This window comes from Actinomycetota bacterium, from assembly GCA_009923495.1.
Classification (GTDB): domain Bacteria; phylum Actinomycetota; class Actinomycetes; order S36-B12; family UBA5976; genus UBA5976.
The window spans coordinates 1-22509 of the sequence record RFTJ01000008.1; the positions used below are offsets into that span (position 1 = coordinate 1).

11 protein-coding genes are annotated in these 22509 nt (G+C 48.5%); all 11 read left to right on the forward strand.

What is annotated here, in order from left to right; all coding sequences use genetic code 11:
* A partial coding sequence (locus EBS36_04225) for a hypothetical protein (GenBank protein NBU32358.1) occupies window positions 1-822 on the forward strand: 822 nt, incomplete at its 5' end.
* Complete coding sequence (locus EBS36_04230) at window positions 800-4114, forward strand: hypothetical protein (protein NBU32359.1); 3315 nt, start codon at window positions 800-802, stop codon at window positions 4112-4114. The genes EBS36_04225 and EBS36_04230, both read left to right, overlap by 23 nt.
* A 170-nt stretch (window positions 4115-4284) precedes the next feature.
* Window positions 4285-8124 (forward strand): hypothetical protein, encoded by a 3840-nt coding sequence (locus EBS36_04235; GenBank protein NBU32360.1) that lies wholly within the window; start codon window positions 4285-4287, stop codon window positions 8122-8124.
* A 6-nt stretch (window positions 8125-8130) separates the two neighbouring features.
* Window positions 8131-9375, forward strand: a complete 1245-nt coding sequence (locus tag EBS36_04240) for an extracellular solute-binding protein (GenBank protein ID NBU32361.1) — start codon at window positions 8131-8133, stop codon at window positions 9373-9375.
* Window positions 9376-9474: 99 nt separating this feature from the next.
* Complete coding sequence (locus tag EBS36_04245; protein ID NBU32362.1) at window positions 9475-11016, forward strand: ABC transporter permease subunit; 1542 nt, start codon at window positions 9475-9477, stop codon at window positions 11014-11016.
* A 9-nt stretch (window positions 11017-11025) separates the two neighbouring features.
* Window positions 11026-11985 (forward strand): sugar ABC transporter permease, encoded by a 960-nt coding sequence (locus EBS36_04250; protein ID NBU32363.1) that lies wholly within the window; start codon window positions 11026-11028, stop codon window positions 11983-11985.
* 207 nt (window positions 11986-12192) lie between these two features.
* On the forward strand, window positions 12193-16098 hold the full coding sequence (locus EBS36_04255) for a hypothetical protein (protein NBU32364.1): 3906 nt from the start codon (window positions 12193-12195) through the stop codon (window positions 16096-16098).
* Between the two features lie 45 nt (window positions 16099-16143).
* On the forward strand, window positions 16144-16629 hold the full coding sequence (locus tag EBS36_04260; protein NBU32365.1) for a hypothetical protein: 486 nt from the start codon (window positions 16144-16146) through the stop codon (window positions 16627-16629).
* Window positions 16619-17578, forward strand: coding sequence for a hypothetical protein (locus EBS36_04265; GenBank protein NBU32366.1), 960 nt, complete (start codon window positions 16619-16621; stop codon window positions 17576-17578). Before EBS36_04260 ends, EBS36_04265 begins: the two co-directional genes overlap by 11 nt.
* Entirely contained in the window at window positions 17575-19677 is a 2103-nt protein-coding gene (locus EBS36_04270) for a hypothetical protein (GenBank protein NBU32367.1), read from the forward strand. The genes EBS36_04265 and EBS36_04270 overlap by 4 nt, the downstream gene beginning before the upstream one ends.
* A gap of 204 nt (window positions 19678-19881) precedes the next feature.
* Complete coding sequence (locus EBS36_04275) at window positions 19882-22404, forward strand: hypothetical protein (protein NBU32368.1); 2523 nt, start codon at window positions 19882-19884, stop codon at window positions 22402-22404.
* Window positions 22405-22509 lie beyond the last annotated feature (105 nt).

Consider the following 22509-nt stretch of genomic DNA (forward strand, 5'->3'; position numbering starts at 1 on the left):
CTTTCGGGTGGCAGTGCTTCAGTCGCTGGTTCATTTGCTTATGCAACCCCAAGCGCAGCGCCAGCAACCGGCACGGAAAATCAGAGTGTGGTCTTTACCCCATCTGATACCACGACGTACAGCACGGTCACATTTGGGGTAAGCGTTACGGTAAACAAGGCCAATCCAACTGTGACCACATTGCCAACTGCATCGGTCATCACTTACGGTCAGACTCTGGCAGATTCAACTCTGGGCACCGGCTCAGTTAGTGTTGCCGGTTCATGGGCATGGCTGGATTCAACGATTGCGCCAAGTGCCGGAAGCGCTTCGCAGACTGCCGTATTTACGCCAACTGATGGAGACAACTACAACTCGGTCAATAGATCAGTAACAGTTGTAACCAACAAGGCGAATGCCTCGGTCTCGATAACTGGAACAAGTACCGACTACACCGGTTCGGCACAAGGAGTCACGGTAGATACCACGCCAAGTGGGCTAAGCGTCACAGTTACCTACAACGGTTCAACCACTGTTCCGACAAATGCAGGCAACTACTCAGTAAGCGTCACAGTGAACGATGCGAATTATGCTGGCTCTGGATCAGACACATTCGCAATTGCAGCGGCAACGCCAGATGTGACTTGGCCAACAGCTAGTGAAATTCGCAACCCAGCTGCTTTGAGTGCATCTTCACTAACTGGTGGAAGTGCTACATTTGGCGGCAACTCGGTTGCTGGAACATTTGCTTGGGCTACTCCAACAGCAGTTCCAACTCCAGGCTCAGCCGATTACAGCGTCAAGTTCACCCCAACATCGAGTGACTTACAGTGTTTCAGGTGATACATATTCGGTAACTTTGTCCCGAAGTGATATCGGAAGTTCAGTGGTCTTCAGTGCAACTGCTATTGCAGAAGGTTTCATGGAATCAGATGTTGTTTCAAGTAGTGCCTTCACCGTCACTGCGGCAGCGGCACCGAGTGCAATTAGCTTGTCTCAGTCTGGCCTTGATGTCGAAGCCGAAGTTACTCTAGCTTCGGGCACATCACTGGGTACAATTTTGGCTCAGATTGGTTCGGCAAGTCCAGTTTCAGTCACACCAGACGAAGATGGTCGGATTGCAATAACCTTAAGCAGAAGTGACAAGGGTAAGTCGGTTACTTTCTCAGCAACTGCAACGCAAAGTGGCAAAGCCGAGTCCGAAGTAACCAGCAGCGATTCCCTAACCTTCGGTGTTGCCGATACGCCAACGCTAGGCACCGTAACCCAGAGTGGCTTAACGGTAAGTGTCACGGTCGAAGTAAGTCTCGGGCAATCAATTGGCAGCGTAACTGCAACTGTTGATGGTTCGGCAGCAACCGTTTCGAGTTCTGATGGCACCTACTCGGTAACGGTAGCTCGTTCTGCCATCGGCAAGAACGTGGTATTCACGGCAGTTGCCTCAGGAACCGGAATTGCTGATTCAGCTGCAGTTTCGACTGACGCTTATACGGTGCTTGTCGCAGCAGCCCCGACATTTGGTGCTATTACTCAAAACGAACTGACGATTAGCGCCAAAGTAAATCTTGGTGGCGATCAGACCTATGGGGCTGTTACCGCAACCGTTGATGGTGGAGAAGCTCAGGCAACTGAGTATGAAGGCGATGGCGTCTTTAGCATCACTTTGACTACTGCCGAAATTGGCAAGAGCATTGTGTTCAGTGCCACTGCGGCACAGTCAGGTCGTGCTGATTCAAGTGTCGCCTACAGCAATGGCTATACCATGGTCACTCCGCCACCTCAGTTGTCTAACTTAAGCGTTGATTACGGAATTCGTGGCGCATCGATTACTGCTAATGGAAATTACTTAACCGGTGGAAGTATCAAGGTTGGTGGAGTAACGGCGACGACAACTTCAGTCAATTACACAAGCATTACCTTTACTGTTCCATCTGGCGTAGCTTCTGGCGCAGTAACTGTAGTGGCAACTACAGCTACAGGTAGTTCCTCAGGACTCGATTTCACGGTTGCTGATGCACCGACCATCACTGGCTTCGCGTCATGGATGGGCACGACTGCACCATACGTTACAAACCGCGGTCGCACGTTTGACATTTATGGTACAAACCTTGCCAATGCTTCCTTCACGGTAGGCGATGTCCCTGTGTCAACAGTCAAGGGTGGCGACACAGTCGTTCGCGTTATGCTTCCAGTGGATGCCGCGCTTGGCACCGATCAAGCAGTTGTTGCAACAACTCCGATGGGTGGCGCGTCAAACACAATGTACATCGATGTCATCGAGCACTTGCCGGTAATCACTGGTTTTGGTGCTTCAGCAGTCCGACCTGGTGAACTAATCACCATTTACGGTAACTGGCTAGATAACCCAACAAGAGTTCGATTCTCAGTAGGTGGACTTGTTAACGCAACAGTTGGCGTTGACGCCGCCCTTACTGGAACCGATGTTGCGTTAATGACAACAGCAATCACAGTTCGTGTCCCTGCAGGTGCGCAAACTGGCCGCGTCAGAATCTATACGCCTGTTGGCTCAGTATTGAGTGCGGACATCCTTACGATTTATCCAGCGCCGAAAATCTCGTCAATGAAGGTAGCGGGCAAGACTGCAACTGGAGCTGCTCGAGGCCAGAGAGTAGAGTTGGCCGGCAGTGGGTTCTTAAATGGATCGGTGACAATCGGTGGAGTCTCTGCGCAGATTGCTGCCAGCCCCGCGCCAAAAGATTCGGGAATGACAGTTATCGTGCCCAATGGGGTAACGCCAGGTGCGTCTACAACCTTGGTTGTGACTTCCCAGTACGGTGTACCGTCAGCGGCGGTGGCATTCACCGTTGGCTATGACAAGCCTGTGATTAATTCGCTATCGGTGAGTGCTGGTGCACTCGGCTCGTTAGTGACCATTAATGGAAAAGATTTCACCGGAACTACCTCGGTTAAGTTCAATTCCAGCAAGTCAGCCAATCTAAGTGATCCGGCCACCGTTATCACGGATACCGCCGTAACCGTCAAGGTGCCAACCGGTGCTATCACGGGAACGATTACGCTGACAGCTCGTGGTGGATCTGCTACATCTGCTTCATTTACGGTTTACCAGCCACCAACATTGACTACGATCTCACCTAATGTTGGAAAGGCTGGAACCGTAATCTCAGTCACCGGAACCAACTTGCTCAGTGCAACATTCCAAATTGGCGGAGTTACGGCATCGCCAGCACCATCATTCGTGGCAACTGCAACTTCGGCTCGAATCCTGGTTCCGGCTGGAGCAGCAATTAGCAGCGCAATGGGAGATAGCACAGTTTCGGTTAATGCACTTGGCGGAACTGCCAGTGCACCATTCACGGTAGTTGGCGCTCCAGCAGTCACAAGCTTGAGTAGTAGCTCGGCAGTAGTGGGAACTGAAATCACAATCAATGGATCTCGACTACTAAATCCAACGGCTAGCCCATCGCCTTCAGCGATCTCGGTAAAGATTGGGGGATTGACAGCGACTGTGAAAGCGGGTGCAACGGCAAGCCAGTTAGTAGTTACTGTTCCACTAGCTGTTCCTGGCGGAAGTTCATCAATAAGTGTCACCACTTTGGGTGGAACTGTGACGACGGGCTTGACTGTGATTCCGCTGGCTCCTACCGTTTCTTCGCTTGGGGCTACTACGCAGAATCGCGGCCTGACTGTGCGAATAAACGGAACTAACTTACTGAACTCAACGGTAACCATCGGCGGTGCAACAGCCACCGTGTCGGCTGGAGCTACGGCAACAGGTATTACCGTAACGGTTCCTGCCAATGCTCCGCTAGGAAGTCAGACGGTGGTAGTTACCACAGCTGGAGGTTCAGATAGCACCAAGTCGATCATGGTTAAGGTGCAAGCGCCTACGGTGACCGCAGTTAGCCAATCCGGAACTAAGCGTGGAGTAGGCACGGTAACCATCACTGGTTCCTTCCTAGCCAATGCCACAATCAAGGTTGGAAGTGTGACCGTAGCTAGTTCGGCGGTTAACATCAATGGTGCAGGCACCTCGTTAACCTTCACCATCCCGCCAACTGCCACTGTCTCCACGGCTGCCTCGGTCAACATCAACACATCTGGTGGCGCTTGGCAGTCATCAACTAGTTCGCAAAAGATTGCAGTCACTTCTTAATCCGAAGGTAAGCAACTTAAATAGTTGCCGGGTCCGAGGCGGGCCCGGCAACTAGCAGTTTTAAGCTCCGAAAAGACACAGTTTGATAACAATTGGGTTAGTGGGCTTCCGTTGTGGGAATTATCAGATTTACCCTAAGTTAAGGTGGAAATCATCAGGAAAGTGGAAGGATGACAAGGATGTCAGGACTGAGTATTGCACGATTAAGTCGTAAAGCGGCTATCGCGCTGTTGGCAGTTACAGCTTTACTCCTAGGTTTCAATGTCGGTGTGGCTAAGGCGCTGCCGGCAACGGTTAACCTAACCATCCACTATTTCCGCGACGCAGGTGATTATGCAACCCCGGCTGGCGCCACAGGCCCTTGGAATGTCTGGATCTGGAAAGATGCTCCAGGTGGAGCCGATGACGTAGCAGTTAATGCCCCAAATGGAAATGCGTTTACCCAGCCGACGACTACGAAAGTTCTTGATAGTTGGAACTACAGTGCAACATTGAAACTAACTATCACAGGAATGCAGCCAGTTCATACTCAGATCGGTTTCATTGTTCGCCAAGGTCTTTGGGATGCAACAGACATCGGCTTTGACCGATTCATTACTAACATTGATCCTGTTTCAGGCAACGCTGAAATTTGGCTGAAGCAAGGCGATAAGAATGTTTACACTTCTGTGCCTCGATTAGGCCCAGGCATTAAGAGTGCAAGCATCGATGACTTCCGAAAGATTACTGTTAACCTAAATCGCGCGCCTGCTACTGGTACCGCTGCAGCTAACTTCACAATTTGTCCGGTCCCCACCACGTCTGCAGAACCAGCACCATCTCCAGTTGCACCAACTGGCGTAACAGCGGCCGCCGGCAATGCGAAAGTTTTCTTAAAGTGGACCCATGTTGCTGGCGCAACCGGATATAAGGTCTACCGAGCAGCATCAACTTTGCCAGCTGCCCCAACCGGTTTGACCGCAATTGCCGGCAATGCGAAAGTTTTCTTAAAGTGGACCCATGTTGCTGGCGCGACTAGTTACAAGGTTTATCGCGGCGCGAGCGCAACTTCGGTCACAACACTTTTGGGCGGCGACAGTACCAATGGCTACACCGACAGCACGGCCGTTAATAACACGAGTTACTACTATGCGGTAAAGGCATCAAATGCGGCAGGAGATTCGCTTAATTCAACGGCAGTACTCAGCAAGCCAGTCGCTACCTCGACTATCGCCGTGATGCCAGCGCCAACACCTTCAGCAGCTGCCGCAATTGTGCTGCCAACTACGGCTCTTGGCACGACAACAGCAAATGGTTACACCGACGCAACTGCAGTAAATCTCACCACCTATAACTACGGTGTTCGAGCCACCAATGGAACAGTTGACTCTCCTCTTTCAGCCATTGTCGCTAGCCGCCCGATTTCCACATCAACTGTGCTAGCTATGCCAACGCCAACGCCGTCAAACGTGGTCGTTGCCCCTACTTCTCCATGTCCGGGCGCTACTGGTGTACCAACGATCTCAACGGCAACAGTTAGTGGATCGGTGGCGACGCTAAATCTTGGCTCTGATGTAACACTAGGCACCAACTACCTAATCTTCTTAAAGGACAAAAACAACGTTGACTTTGGCAGTCAAAAGACTTACTCGGGCAAGATTTTGACCTCAACGCAGTTCAATGCAAATTTTGTATACAGCGGTGACGATTTAGGTGCCACTTATTCCGCTCTAAATACCAAATTCCGCGTATGGGCGCCCACCGCCTCCGCACTGTCCGTCAAGATTTATGACAGTGCAACGTCAGCACTACCAAGCAGCACTGTGCCAATGACCAAGAGCACGCAGGGAACCTGGGTAGCTACTGTAAACGGTGACCTAAATGGCAAGATTTATATGTATGGGGTGACCGTTGATGACCGTACCCTAGAAACGATTGACCCATATGTCCGTGCAACCACGATTAATGGAACGCGCGGCGTCATTTTAGATCTAACTAAAACTGACCCAGCAAATTGGGCTAATGATAAGGCTCCTGCTTTCAGTGGCAGTGCAACCGATGCAGTTGTTTACGAACTACATGTTCGGGACCTGTCTATGGATGCAAGTAGCGGATACCCAGCTGATCAAAAAGGTAAGTTCTCTGCACTGACCAACTTCAACACCACCTACTGTTCTGTGGCTTCTCCAGCGCCGACTGCTCCCACCGCTCCCACTGGCTTAGCGACAACAGCTGGAAATGCGAAAGTATTTTTGAAGTGGAACCAAACTGCAACCACCACCGGATATAAAATTTTCCGCGGCGCAAGTTCAACCACTGCAACAACTCAAATTGGTACAGCAACTGTCAACGGTTACACGGATTCGACTGCGGTAAATGGTACTACCTACTTCTACACAGTGAAGGCATCAAATTCAACCGTCGATTCACCTGCTAGTACAGCAGTTTCAGGCGCAGCCTCAGCGACATCAATAGTTACTGCGATGCCGGCACCAACGCCTAGCGCGCCAGCTGCCATAACGCCATGGACCTGTCCCTCAGCATCAATCGTCAAGACTGGCATGGGCGCAATCAAGGATCTTGGCATTACCCACTTGGAACTTTTGCCGGTCTACGACTTTGGTTCAGTGAATGAAACCAATCCAACCTTTAACTGGGGTTATGATCCACAAAATCCGAATGTTCCTGAGGGCTCTTACTCAAGCGATGCGACTAACCCTGCTGCTCGAATTACCGAATTAAAGCAAGGTGTCCAGGCCATCCATAACAATGGTATGCGCGTGGTTATGGATGTTATTTACAACCATGTCATGAATCCAAACACTTTCAGTCAGGAAAGCTTGGTGCCTGGGTACTTCTTCCGCACAGACGCTTCGGGCAATCTAACCAATCAGTCTGGTTGTGGAAACGATGTCGCATCCGAACGACCAATGGTTCGCAAGTACATCGTTGATTCAGTTGTTTACTGGGCAAAGCAATATCACATGGACGGCTTCCGCTTCGACATTATGAGCTTGGTCGACAAGGTGACTATGGGCCAAGTGATGACTGAACTAAAGAAAATTGATCCGACCATTATCGTTTTCGGTGAAGGTTGGAGTTATGACGAAAATAAGGCTCAGTTGCCTTATTCAATGCAGTCCCGCCAGGCAAATGCTGGCAACACAGAGTTGCAAGGCATCGGCTTCTTTAATGATCAATTGCGTGACGGACTTAAAGGCGATACTGGAACCGATACCCTGCCAGGCTATGTGAATGGCCTAGCGAGCAATTACATTAACCAGGTAATAAATGGCATCTTTGGTCAAACTGCAACTAACTTCAACACCGACAAAGCCAGCAGCAGAAGCTGGACCGCAACTACTCCTGGGCAGTCGGTTAACTATGTTGAGGTCCACGATGGTTTAACACTTTGGGACAAGTTGAAAGCAGCTAACACATTTGGAGTTACTGATACTGTATTGCAACGCCAGGGTAGGCAAGCCGCTTCACTAATGCTGCTGTCGCAGGGAATGCCATTCCTGCATGCAGGACAGGAATTCTTGCGTAGCAAGGGTGGAAACGCTAATAGCTATGCACCACCTGACTCAGCTACTACCACTGCACTCAAACTTGATTGGGAACTAAAAACTAATTCACTGAAGTGGAATCAAGCTTCGACCAATAAGATCAATGTTGATTACTATCGTGGTTTGATCGCCCTGCGTAAGGCCCACCCACTTTTTAGAATGAACAGTGTTGCTGAAATTAACAAACGTTTCGAATGGTTGCCGGGTTACGCAAGTAATGCACTTGGTTTTATGTACAAGAACACTGCAAGCGACGGTAGCAAACTTGGTGATACTTGGAATCGTATTGTGATTGGCTCCAATCCAAACGACACTGCGAAAACCATGGGCCTGCCATCTGGCACTTGGTATGTTGTTGTCAATGACACAGCGGCTGGCGTTTCAACACTGGCAACCATCACCAATGGTCAGGTTAGTGTGCCAGCAAACTCAACCGTGGTATTGACCGATACCAAGCCGTAGCACAATATGGATATTTTGATGGAGGGGATTACGCCAATGAAAAGAACTTTTCAACGCAGTTTCAGTGCGTCGATAGTCGTTGCCTTAATAACTGGCTCGCTAATTGCGAGCCCCAGCCAGGCGGCAAGTAAGCCGGTAGTCATCTGGTGTGACAACGCACGAGTTGCAATCATCAAAATGTGGGCCACCTCAAACGCCAGCAAACTTGGTGCAATAAAGGTAGTTGGCCAAGATAGCGTTAAAGGAAGCCTGAAAACAGTTCGCCCAGTTGATGCTCCAGACATCATCATTGGCGCCCACGACTGGATTGGCGCCTTAAAAGCGGATAGTAAAATTCAACCAGTAATCCTGCCCCCTACTGCAAAATTCGACCCAAAAGTGAAAGCTGCTTTTCAAATCAGTGGCCGTCAATATGGCGTGCCAATGCAGACTGAAAATGTAGCTCTTTTCCGCAACACAAAGTTAGTTCCTAAAGCACCAAAAACCTTCGCAGATCTTGAGAAGGTTGCCCTTGCTCTTAAAAAGAAGAATTCTAAGAACCGTAACTTCGTGCCATTCGCAGTGCCGCAGGGTGCCGGTGGCGACGCATATCACATGTATCCATTATTCAGTGGCCTAGGTGGTTATTTCTTCGGCGGCAACTCGCTGAAATGGAAAACTAACGATGTAGGTGTAGCCAATTCGAAGTTCATAAAGAACTCGGTAATCATCGACAAGTGGTATAAAGAGGGTCTCATCAAGGCCTCAGTAAGTGCCGAAATCGCACTTACTGCTTTTACTAGCGGTAATGCGCCGTTCTACATCACAGGCCCGTGGAACCTGGGCAAGATTCGTTCTTCCGGCGTTGAATATGCCATCACACCGGTGCCAAACATTGTTAAAGGAATTCAGCCAGTTCCACTTATCGGTGTGCAGGGTGCCATGCTGACCAAGTGGGCTAATCAGCATAGAGTCACGATTGCGGCAAAGAAAGTACTAACCGCCCTAGCCCAAAAGGATGCACAACTCTTCATCTCGAATCTGATGCTTCGTACGCCAGCTAACCTCGATGCAGCGAAGCAGTTTAATCGCCCAGGTGCGTCAGAATTTCAGCAGGCTGGGAAAGGCGGCATTCCGATGGCGGCGATGACTGCGATGAATGCAGTATGGGCCTCCGTCGGAACTGCATGGGTAAAGGCAACATCCGGAGCATCTAAAGCCGCCCCAGCCTTTAAGTCAGCAGATGCGGTAGTTCGCAAGGCTGTCAAGTAGAGCCGACGCAAAAATCTTCTAGATTTTGGGTGTGGGTGCGGGTATTCTCGTACCCACACCTACTAATAAAAAGTGTTTAAAATTCTGAGGGGTTTGTAAGTGTTTAAATTAGTCGCGCGGATTCTGGTTCTGGGCATTTTAGACGCACTTGCAATTGGCTCCATCCCACGAGTTTTAAGCCAAAAAGATTTATTGGTAACCATAGTTTTCTTTACCGTCTTCATTGGTTTAAACATTGTTTACTTCTGGCCAAAGGCAAAAGCCTCTCGCTGGCTAGCGCCCGGCACAACGCTACTTGCTATTTTCGTCATCATCCCAATCATTATTAATGTGGTTCTGGCTGGAACAAATAATGCTACTGGCCATGAAGGAACACGCGAAGAAGCAATTACTGCGACGGTTGCCAGCTCTCTACAACAAAGTGAAGATGGTATTTATTACGATCAGCAAGCAGTATTTAAAGGTGACCAACTCGGCCTAATCTTGATAAATGCCCTATCTGGTGAAGTTTCATTCGGTACTTCCTCAGGAAATTCAATCATCGAAAATCCAAAGAAGCTAGCCGACGGTTCAATTGTCCCTCCCGAAGGCTGGACCGCTTACGGAACCTCTGATGCTGAGTTGCAAAAGCAAGTCGATTTTGTCACCGCTCAGCCAGGCGAGCAGTTCGCAATCCCAAATGGCAAAAATGAATTCATAGTTTGGGATGGAGCGAGTAATCCATATAACGCTACGGCGCTTGTTATCTACGACAAGAAGAAGGATCGGCTAGTAGATACGACTAGCGGATACGTTTACGGTGAGACTAATGGCTCGTTCGTTGGCCCCAATGGCGAAGACATGACACGCGACGAGTCCTGGGTTGGATGGCAAACTTGGATAGGCATTGGAAACTTCACCAAGATATTTTCCGATCAAGACATTAGATCCGCATTCATGAAGATCTTGCTGTGGAATATCGCCTATGCAATCTTGGCAGTTGTTACCTCATTTGTTATTGGCTTGTTCCTCGCATTAACACTCAACCACCCACGCATGAAGTTTCGTCGTTCAATGCGCTCCCTACTAATTATTCCGTATGCAGTTCCTGGAATTGTTGCAGTATCTGTCTGGGCGGGCTTGCTCAATGATGACTACGGGTTCATCAATGGAGTGTTCGGGACAAACATCAGATGGCTACTCGACCCAACTTGGGCCAAGGTTTCAGTCTTGCTGGTCAACCTTTGGATGGCTTTCCCTTACTTTTTCTTGATAACCACTGGAGCGCTACAAGCTATTCCAGCAGAACTATCTGAGGCTGCTGAAGTTGATGGCGCTCGACCAAGCCAGATACTGACTCGGATCAAAATGCCTTTACTTATGGTGGCCTTGACCCCCTTGATGATTGGTTCACTTGCTTACAATTTCAACAACTTTATGAACATCTATCTGCTCACCGGGGGAGGGCCGTTCACTGGCAATGACCCCAATGCTGGCGATACCGACATTTTGCTCAGTTACACCTGGAAAATGGCTTTCAATTCTGGCTCTGGCCAACAATTTGGTTTGGCTTGCGCGATTTCAGTACTTATATTCTTCTTCATCGCGCCAATTTCCATTTACGGATTTAAGCGTGCTCAATCGTTAGAGAATTTGAGCTAGGGGGAAGTGATGGCAACTACAACTAATGCTCGTTTGGTAGCAAAAAAATCGTCTACTAAGCCTTTTATCAGCCTGAATCAACGAGGAACGATTTGGTGGCGTTACATTATTGGGCTAGTAGCCATTTGCTTCTCACTTTTTCCAGTTTTATTCGTGGTGTCTACTGCTTTTAATTCCCTCGGCATTCTTGATGGTACCCACCTATTGCCTAAGCAGTTTGGCTTAGATAATTTCCGCCACTTGTTCATTGATTTCAACGATCCAAATAGTGACCCTTCGCTTCCGGCATCGCATCCACCGTTTTGGTCTTGGTACCGAAATTCGCTTTTGCTTTCATTTACTGCCGCATTCTTGCAGGTAGTAATTGCTACTTACGCTGCATTCGCATTCAGCCGCCTGCGCTTTAAGGGTAGAAAAGCAACAATTAGCGGTTTGTTGATTATCCAGATGTTTCCGCAGGCTTTAGGTCTGGTTGCATTAATCACCATCGCACAACGTATCGGCGCAATTTGGCCAGCAGTTGATCAGAATACCTATGCCGGCTTGCTACTTGTTTATTTAGGTGGCTCAATGGGATTCAATGCATATCTGATTAAGGGTTACTTTGACACTATTTCAACAGAACTCGATGAAGCAGCTCTGCTGGATGGTGCAACAATCACCCAGATATTTTTCAAAATAATTTTGCCACTTTCAGCACCAATTTTGGCAGTGGTCGGATTACTCTCGTTCATAGGCTTAATAAACGACTTTTTGCTCGTTCAAACATTTTTAACTTTGACTGGTAGTGATGACACTCGTAACACATTAGCAACGGGGTTGCATACCCTAGTCGGAGATCCTCGATCGTCGAACTGGGGTGTTTTCGCTGCCGGCTCGCTGTTAGCGAGTATCCCGATGGTCGTGCTCTTCCAGTTCTTGCAGCGCTATATCGTAGGCGGCCTAACCTCTGGTTCGGTTAAAGGTTAATCGCCGAAGGCAGTCTCAGGTCTAGAAAGTGGCTTATTAGTCGTTGTCGGCTTGTCTGTAACGAAATCGTGACGGAAAATAGAAAATTTTTCGTTGATTTAGGGCAAATTCTGGGGATAGTCTTTAGCAATAGGCGATGCACGATTTAGCGAAAGAATCTTCATTCGATTGCTAATTGAGTTATCTCATCAGAAGGGGATATTTTCAGTGTCCAAGTTCATCAAGTTTTCGACTAAATTACTTGTAACAATTCTGGCCATCGGTTCTTTGTCTTCGACCGTGCCAGCAAGTGCTGCACAAAGTGGGGACTTGACTGTGACCATGCACTATGCACGCCAAGCTGGTGACTTCACGGGACGCTATGCCTGGGTTTGGTACACCGGCACGAATGCTTCTGGAACTTTCGGCGGCACTGGCGTCATACCAGTAGGTTCAGGTTCGGCTTGGGTCCCAGTCAACAACGCAGGTATTGATTCCTACGGCGCCGTTTCAACCTTTACCTTAACTGGCGCTGCTAACATCGACCGCTTTGGTGTAATTGAGTGCTCTACAAACTCATGGACAAACAATTGTGGTCGCGATTTGGCAAGTAATACCGATCGTTTTTTCAACGTGCAAGGTTTAACTTCTGAAGTCTGGCTACGTTCGGGTTCATCAGCCACAGCCGACACAACGATTTATACTTCTGATTCCCTCTCGCCAAGCCCATCGGCAACTCAAACTTTAAAAATTCATTACAACCGTACTGACGGCAATTACAGCGGCTGGAAACTTTACCTTGGCAGCGAAAGTAAAGTTATGCCATCCACTTTTTGGGTGAGTCCTAAAACCTATGACTTTGATGCCACAAGCCCAGCCGGTTACACAGTTGGTTCGGATCAATTTGGCGCATTCATTGAAACTACGTTGCCTTACTACGCTGGGCAAACGAAAACATTAAACATGATTGTGTACTCACTTGCTGCCGATGGCGTCACGTGGGTCAAAGACGGCGGAAATGTTGATGGCCACCGGTATCTTTCAGTGGATACCAGCGGAACTACCAGTGCTTGGCTAGTCTCGGGTGACACAACTGGAAACGCTGCTTTTGCAACAGATCCTGGCAACATTAGTGGCACTCCTACGCCAACACCGACGCCAACTGATACAACAACTCCAACAGCACCAGCAATCACATCGCTTAGCGTTACATCGGCTTCTGCTGGCGATGAAGTCACAATTTTTGGAACTGATCTTCAGGTAGACCCAAACTCGCCAACCGTTACTGTTGGCGGTTTCGCAGCTAACGTGAACGCAAGCTCGACTAGTGCAGTGTCATTCATTGTCCCCGGTGGCCTTGCGGCAGGAGATGTTTCTGTCACTGTCACAACGGACTCAGGAACCTCAAATTCTGCAGCGCTAACAATTGTTGACAGTACAAACCCAAGTGGCCCGACCATCGATTCCTTTAGCCCCGAATCAGCTCATGCTGGGGATGTAGTAGTAATTAACGGTAGCGGCCTTTTGGATGGCGTTGTTTCTATTGATGGCATTGAAACACCTCTTGAGGCAGTTTCTGGTGACACTGTGATTACCTTCACTCTGCCTGCCGATCTTGCTACCGGTGCTTACTTAATTCGTGTTACGACAGCTTCGGGCTCAACAGTTGCGGGATACACAGTTCTTCCTGCTGCGCCAACAGTTTCTTCGGTTACTGATTTGCAAGACAACCCAATCACTGAGGTAACCGCGGGTGACGTTGTGAAAATTGTTGGAACAAACTTGTCAACTACTTCCAGTGTCAATTTCTCGGGTGTAGAAGCTGATCTAACTGGAGTCGGAGTCATCATCACAGACACCTCAATTACGGTTATTGTTCCTGAGTCAATTTCTGGCGTGGTTACGGTTAGCACACCAGGAGGTACAGCCACCAGCCCGCCGTTAACTTTTCTGAATGTTGCAGCTCCAGTTATAGACTTAGTCGATCCAGCAAGTGCCATTGAAGGTGACGTTTTAACAATTACTGGCTCACATCTTTTAGGTGCCACAGTAACGATAGGTGGGGTGTCAGCAGCAGTCCTGCAGGCAACCGCTTCAATTGTTACTGCCATAATGCCTTATGGAGTCACCTCGGGCGAGACAACAGTTGTTGTTAATACAGAGGGCGGTAGCGCAAGTGGCTTTCTAACAGCGCTTGATTCACCTAGCCCGATTATCAGTGAAGTCAGTCCAATTTCTGGTGCTCCCGGTGACGCAATTACCGTAACCGGAAAATACTTCATCCCACAAACAGGCTCAAGTGCAATTGTCTTGCTGGGCAACTTGCCGGCAAATGTGCTGTCGGCAACAACAACATCAATTACTTTTGAGGTGCCAGCTGGCTTAGCTCCAGGTGAGTATATTTTGGATATTGCTAATCTCGCTGGTTCAGTCACGACTGCGTTTTCGGTAACTGAAGGCGTAAATCCGACACCAACAGATACACCGACACCAACAGATACACCAACACCAACAGACAGTCCGGGCGTTGACCCAGTCGTATCACTTGTTCTGCCACAGACCGTGCAAGCGGGAGATGTAATTACCATTCTGGGCACAAACTTTGGCAATAACCCAGTGGTAACAGTAGGTGGCCAAGAGACAACCGTGATTGATTGTGGCGGCTTCGCCTTCAATCCAAATGGAACATTTGATCCAGACTTTAACAATTGTGACGGACACTCAATCCTCATCTTGGTTCCAGAAGGATTGCCGGTAGGTTCAGCCGAAATTCTAATTAGTTGGGACAACCAAAAGACTGCCTCAACCAGTGTCGGCATCGTTGCCGACCCACCTTCAATTGACGGATTTAGTGATCAAAGCGGCAAAGCAGGAGATGTTGTCACAATTTATGGTGCTCACTTAACTGAAATCTCATCAGTGACATTTGATGGCGATGGGGTATCTGGTTCAGTTACTGCAGATTTAACTGATTCCAATTATGTTGCTAATCCAGATGGCTCATCGGTCACGGTGACTGTTCCGGCTGGGTCAAGTACCGGAACGATTACTGTAACGACTTTCAGTGGTATCGCGACAAGCGAAGACACCTATGAAGTTCTGCCAGCACCTACCATTGATTCACTCAGCTCAACTAGTGGAATTCCTGGTGATGTCATCACCATCTACGGAACCAATCTTGATAGTGTCCTGTCGGTCACTTTTAATGGAATCGAAGCTGATTTAACCGACTTCAACACCGTAGTAGCTGAAGATGGATCGAGCATTTCTGTTGTTGTTCCAGAGGGAGCCGCAACCGGAAATGTCTCAGTCACTACCAGCGGTGGCTCAGCGGTTTCCGCTGATGTCTTTAGTTTGGCTTCAGCGCCTGAAATTCTCTCCTTGAGTTCTTTGATGGGCAAAGAAGGCTCAGTTCTATCAATTAGCGGTTCAAATCTAGGCGGCTTAGTCTCCGTCTCATTCGATGGCGACGAAGACAGCTCACCAGTCCTAGCCGATCTAACCGATCCACTTACAAAGATGACAGACTCACAAGTTGTTGTGGTCGTACCAGTTGGTGCCACTTCCGGAACCATCACTTTGACAGCTGCCGGTGGCGTAGCGACTTCCGATGATGTTTATGAAATCGTTTCGCCACCCGTTGTTACCTGGATGAGCGACACTTCGTTAAAGCCGGGTAGCACATTGACAATGCGTGGTTCAGGATTTACTTGGGCTAAAGTTCGGGTCAGAGGAGTGCTGGCAACGGTTTCTGCAAGTTCCACAGATACTCAGCTCAAGATTACCGTTCCGCAGCTTGGCCCAGGACGCACAACTCTGGTTATTACGACTCCAGGTGGCGTAGTTACCAGGCAGGTGTCCATTTCAACTCCAGCCCCAATAATCAAGTCATTCACCCAGAGCGCCTCTAAGAAGCGTGGCGTTGGAACTGTAACCGTAATCGGTCGCAATCTAATTGGCGCTGTCGTGAAAGTTGGTAATGTGACTGTGAAGTTACGACCTGGTGCATCCTCAACCAAGTTTACTTTCACCCTGCCAAAGCGGGCAGCGGTGACAGCTAAGGGTATTTTCACTGTCACAACCGATGGTGGGGTAGTCAAGAGCAAGGCAGCCCTCAAGGTCACTGCCAAGTAGTGTAGGTAGGGTAACTCCTACCTACACTCAACGAGGTAATTCACTGTGCGTAATACCGACTTGATTCATCACGATGGATCTGACCTTTATTTAAGTAACTCCCACCCGAAGCTGGGCGAGACGGTAAAGCTGTACCTTCGTATTCCCAGTGAATTAACGCCAACAGTGGTTGCATTGCGGCAGGTGCGAGATGGCGAGCCGGTAGCGAATCTTGCTAAGCAAGTATCATCACCTTTCCCGGGCGATTCTGATAATTGGTATGAGGCCGAGTGCCTGGTGCATAACCCACGCACGAATTATCGCTGGCTGATTAGCGGCGGCAATGTTGGCTATGGCTGGCTCACTCAACTTGGCTGGGTTGATCATGACGTTAATGATGCCGCTGATTTTGTAATTACGCCGCATAAGCAAATTGCTGATTGGGCACGGCGTTCGACTATTTATCAAATATTTCCAGATCGCTTTGCCAGTTCAGGACGAGAATATGAAGTTCCGGCCTGGGCAGTAGCGAGAAACTGGGATCAACTATGAGTCGGAAGCTCTGCGTGAACGATTAATTACTGGAACTGACAGCGTCATCCGCAAGTGGTTGCGGGCCCCTTACAACCTAGATGGTTGGCGGGTTGATGTGGCAAACATGTCTGGACGCCTTGGCACATTAGACATGACCAAGGAAGTTGCCCGATTGACTCGCGAAGCAGTGTCACTCGAAGGCCCAGACAAGATTTTGATTGGCGAGCACAACCATGATTCAGGGCCTGATCTTGATGGCGATGGCTGGTACGGAAACATGAATTACACTGCATTTCGTAATCCTGCATTGATGTGGCTCGTTGCTGACTCAATGACCAACATCGAAGAGTTAGATTACGCCAAGGTACCCCAGGGCATAATTCCACAGGTTTCTGCAGAAGAAATGTTGAAAGTTATTCGCCAGTATTCTTCACGAATGCCGTGGCGCAGCTACTGCTCAAGTTGGAATTTATTGAGTAGCCATGATTCGCCGAGAGTTCGGTCAATTGTTGGTTCCCGGGGTCGACAAATTGCTGCTGCCACATTAATGACCACCTTTCCAGGCACGCCAATGATCTTTGCGGGCGACGAATTAGGGGCACAAGGACTCTGGGGCGAGGATTCGCGCACAACCCACCCATGGCATTTGCAGGACAAATGGGACATCGACCTACTCGATTCCTACAGATTGCTAAATAGATTGCGTACCAGTAGTGAAGCGCTCGCCTATGGCGGGTTGCGGATTATTTTTGCAACTGACGATGTGTTGGCGTACCTGCGCGAAATAAAAGAGGAGCGAATTTTCGCAGTTATCGCGCGTGAGCCAGCAGGTGAAGTTGAAATCACACTTCCAACATGGAGCTTTACTCAAGTTGAAGCACTATTTGGTTTTAGTGCTAAGCATTCAGGGAAGACTGTCACGGTTAACATCGACTCTGCAGGTGGGGGAATTTGGCGATTGTCATGAAGAGAACCCGATTGACCTTCATGACTTTGGCCTTTCTGCTGTTCGGCACACTGTTTAGTCAAATTTCGGTGCGCGCCGAATCCCAGCCATTTCAAATGGTCAAGAATCCAATGATCTATTTCGTGATGCTAGATCGGTTTGCAAATGGTGATCCAGCAAATGACAGTGGCTTCCTAAGTGGTGGCGCAACTAAATCGGGGTTCAACCCTTTGGCAACGGGCTTTTATCACGGTGGCGACTTAGCCGGACTCACTAGCAAAATCTCTTACATAAAATCACTTGGCTTTAATGCAATTTGGGTTACGCCGGTTGTGCGCCAAGTTACCGTTGCACCAGATGAGAGCAGTGCGGGATATCACGGCTATTGGGGTGCAGGTTTTAATCAAGTTGATTCACACCTCGGGACGATGCAAGATTTTAAAGACTTTGTTTCGGCTGCTCACGACCAAGGCCTCGGCGTAATTTTAGATATTGTCGTTAACCACACTGGTGATGTGATTTACTCTTCTGCTGGTACTGGGTATTCAGATACCGATTTCTTTCCTTACCTACTTAAAAATGGCAAGGAGTTTGATGCAACCAAACTAGCTGGGTCAACAAAGTTTCCCAAGCTGAGCCAACTAAATCCCGATACTTCATTCCCCAACCCACCACTGCTTAATAACTCAGACTCCAGGGTTAAAACTCCGGCTTGGCTAAATGATGTTCGTAACTATCACAATCGTGGAAACACAACTTTTACCGGTGAGTCTAGCCAGTTTGGCGACTTCTTTGGCCTAGATGATTTGTTCACCGAATCCCCTGTAGTAGTGAAGGGGATGACCCAGATTTTCGCGGATTGGATAACAAACACTGGCGTTGATGGCTTTCGAGTAGATACGGCCAAACATGTAAACGAAAAATTCTGGAAATCATTCTTACCGGCAATGCGCAAGGCGGCAGCGAAGCAAGGAAAAACTAATTTTCCAATGTGGGGCGAAGTTTATGATGCCGATGAGAGTCAAACTTCTTATTGGGTCAAAAACGCATCCTTTAATGAAGTCCTAGACTTTCCGTTGCAAAGCCAACTACTCAGTTTCATCAACACTGGTTCGACAAATGGCCTTGTTTCAGTTTTGAATGGCGATGACTCGTATACAACGGCAACTAGTAATGCAAACCAACTAGTGACCTTTCTGGGCAATCATGACATGGGTCGCGTTGGTTCATTCATTACGCGAGCAACAAACGACAAAGCTTTACAACTGGCTCGGGTAAAGCTAGCACATGCGCTGTTGTTCACCCTGCGTGGTAACCCTGCCGTTTATTACGGTGACGAATTCGGCTTAGGTGGTGGCGGTGATCAACAGGCACGGCAGGATCTATTCCCAACCCAAGTTAGTCAGTGGAAAACCGAAGCTCGAATTGGTGGCACCCCTATCGGCTCTGGAAGCAGCTTTGATTCAACTAATCCGATTCAGGACACTATCAAAGAGGTAACTGCGCTTCGCAGTAGCGATTCGGCATTCACTGCTGGCCCACAAATAATCCGATTAACTGGCTCGGGAATCCTAGCCTTCAGCAGAATAAATCCAGACACTGGCATTGAGTATCTTTGTGTATTTAACTCAGGCAACTCAGCAATTGATAAAAATGTTACAGTCGGCGCTACCAATTCAAACTGGTCAAGAGTGCTAGGTGAAGGAAGTCTGAATCCAGATGTTGCTAGTGTGAAAGTCCAGGTGCCAAAAAATAGCTGGGGAATCTTTAAGTCAGGATCTGCAACACCTACAGCCGAAAATATTTCGATTAAGTTAGATCCAATTAGAACTAGTGCATACGACAGCAATCAATATCAGTTGCAGGCAAAAGTTACAAACACTGCTTATCAGCAGGTGCGTTTTTATCGAAAAGCACCTGCTGGAAAATGGACCTACCTAGGAAGTGACAACTCGCCAATTTACTCAGCAGGTACGAGTTCACAAACTTTGAACACGCATCGAATCTTTCCGCTAAGAAGTTCATTGAAGCGTGCAACGACTTACGCCTACAAAGCTGAAGTAGTGATGCTGAATGGAGAAATTTCTACCTCAAAAATCCTGAGCTACCGGATGAAATGATTTAGGAAATTTGATTCAATACCTGTTCACTTTGCGGTATTTTTAGCGTGAAACCGCTTACAAATTTTGTGAAACCGCTTACACGAAAATCGTTACAATTTTTTCAAAATTTTTCATTACTTTTTCGTTAATTTCTGCCTATTATGAATTTGCGATTGAAGGGGAATTCAACACAGTTGCTCAATCAATTTGCATCGGTTACGAATGGAAGGACATCACATCGTGATTTCATCAAAGGCACTGGCTCGAAAAATCTTCGTGCCATTCCTAGCAACATTAATGGTTGCTGGGTTGTCTGCTGGCTTTGCATCACCTGCAAAAGCGGACAACGTAAGCAATACAGTTACGATTCACTATCAGGATCCAGCAGCAACTGATTTTGATAGCTACAAGGGTTGGAATTTATGGCTCTTTAAGGGAGCTGGTACTTCAACTGACACTGCTCAGTGGAATGTAGCAACCTACTTCAATGGCTCTGACTCGTTTGGTAAAAGTTACACTTTTACAGTTAGCGATTCAGCAACGCTCAGCACAATCGGCACAATCGTGCGCACAAATGCTTGGGACAAGAAAGAATGGAATGCACCCGCAGGCCAGGACAAGGGCAACCGTTACATTGCTCTAGATTCTGACGGTTCAACTGAGGTCTGGATTGTTGCCGGAACTGATAAGGCTGCTTACTACACCTCATTGGCAGACGCTCAGGATGCTGGCGCTGGATCCGCTCCTTGGGAAGCTGGCGCAACTGACCCTAATTACGACTGTGCTGATGGTGTTTGTACTCCGGTGTCAACCGCATCTAACACTCAAGCACTGACCATCCACTACCAAGGTAAGAACGTCACTGGCTTTAATAGCTACCGTGGCTGGGATGTATGTATCTATAACTTTGGCGATTTCGCCTGCCATAATTTCAATGGCGAGGATGCTTACGGCAAGGTATTCAAGAAAAACCTCACTGGAACAAAGCTGCTTCCTGCTATCGGCATCATCATTCGTAAGAATGACTGGTCGACTCGTGCTTCATGTGCGCAGTGTACTGGTGATGGAGACGGTAACCACTTGATCACCCTAGATCCAAGTGGAACAACTGAAGTTTGGGTTCTTGACGGATCAGACGGACCATTCTTCTCATCCAAAGCAGATGCAGAAGCCGCTGGCGCAGTTTCAGCTCCTTGGGAAGCTGGCGCATCAGATCCAAACTACAGCTGTACTGGAACTGGATTCGACGCAGTTTGTCAGAGCCTAATCAGCTACTCATCAAGCCAGACCATTCGCATCCACTACAACCGCCCAGCAGGCGACTACGACGGCTGGAACATTTGGTACTGGAACATCGGTACTGGTGGTCAGCTCGACTTTAGTGGTGAAGATGCTTACGGCAAGGTTGCGACTTTGACCGTGAACAACACCGCTGCAGTTTCCGGATTTGGTTTCTTATTGCGCAGTAGTGATAACTGGGATACGGCTACCAAGAACGGTCTCGATGGAAATGGTAACCAGGACTCAGTTACATTCACTTCAGTTCAGGACGGTGCTCCATCAGGTGCAGGGACTGTTGATGTCTATGTAAAGCAGGGCAAAAAAGCGGTCTACTCCTCAAATCCATACGGAGCACCTACTCTAAGTGGCTCGCTTCCAACCACAACTGGTGGAAACAAGACCTTCGAGGTAAGCGGAACTAACTTCCCAACTGATGGAAGCGTACGGGCGAATCTAGTTCGCGCTGCAGTACCAGCTGTGCTTGCTACCAAGGTTGGCAATGTGTACAAGTGTGGATCTGTAACTCGTTCGCAGGGCTATGTCTGTACTGCTGCTGTTCCTGCAGCTACTGCACCAGCAGTAGCTCGCGCACTGTCGGCTACCAAGCTTTCAGTTAGCTTGGCCAAGCCAACCTCAGCGATTACCGGCAAGCTTGTAGTAACCACCCCAGGTGGAAGCGCAACTTCTACTGGCTCAATTGCCTTGACAACCGCTAACAATCTGCCAAGTGCACCAGTTGCTTCACCAGCTGCTGGTCTAGTTGGAGATACAGTTACTGTCACCGCAACTAACGCTGGCGCAGCAACGGCTGTGAAACTTGGTACATTGTCAGTTGACTTCACCGTCACTGCGATTAACAAGTTGACCTTCGTGGTACCTGCTGGTGCTGAAGATGGCAAGATTTCAATCACCACTGCTGGTGGAACTGCATCCTCGTCGGCATTGTTCAGAATGAAGCCAGTAATCAGCAGCTTGTCGCCAAGTTCTGTAGCAGTCGGTGGCATTGTTACCATCAATGGTGCAAATCTTGCGGGAGTAACAGCAGTAAAGATGGGTACTAAGGTTTTGGTGAAGAAGACCGCCGGAGCAACCTCAATTACCTACCAGGTTCCAGCTGGAACTGTTACTGGCAAGGTTTCAGTAACCACCCCTGGTGGCACTGTAACCAGCGCAGACGACCTAACGATCATCCCAGCTCCTTCAATCACTGCGGTGACTGGAACAAAGGGAACTGGTGCAAATGCATCTAAGTTCGTTAAGGGAACCACGATGACAATCACTGGTACAAATCTGACCGGTGCTACTGCGGTTCGCATTGGTGCAAATACCATTGCTGAATTCACCGTAGTTAGCAGCACTCAGATCACATTCACTGCGCCTACCAATAAGACTGGTACCTCAGTGTCTGTGGTAACTCCTGGTGGTACTGCAACCAAGTCTGGCACCGTAGCTACGACTGCCTAAGTTGCAAAACTAAAGGGGTAAAACCTTAAGGGGTTGGGGCTTGTAACACTTTGTTGCAAGCCCCAACCTTGAGGTAATTAACGAGGCTATCCAATCCACGGATAG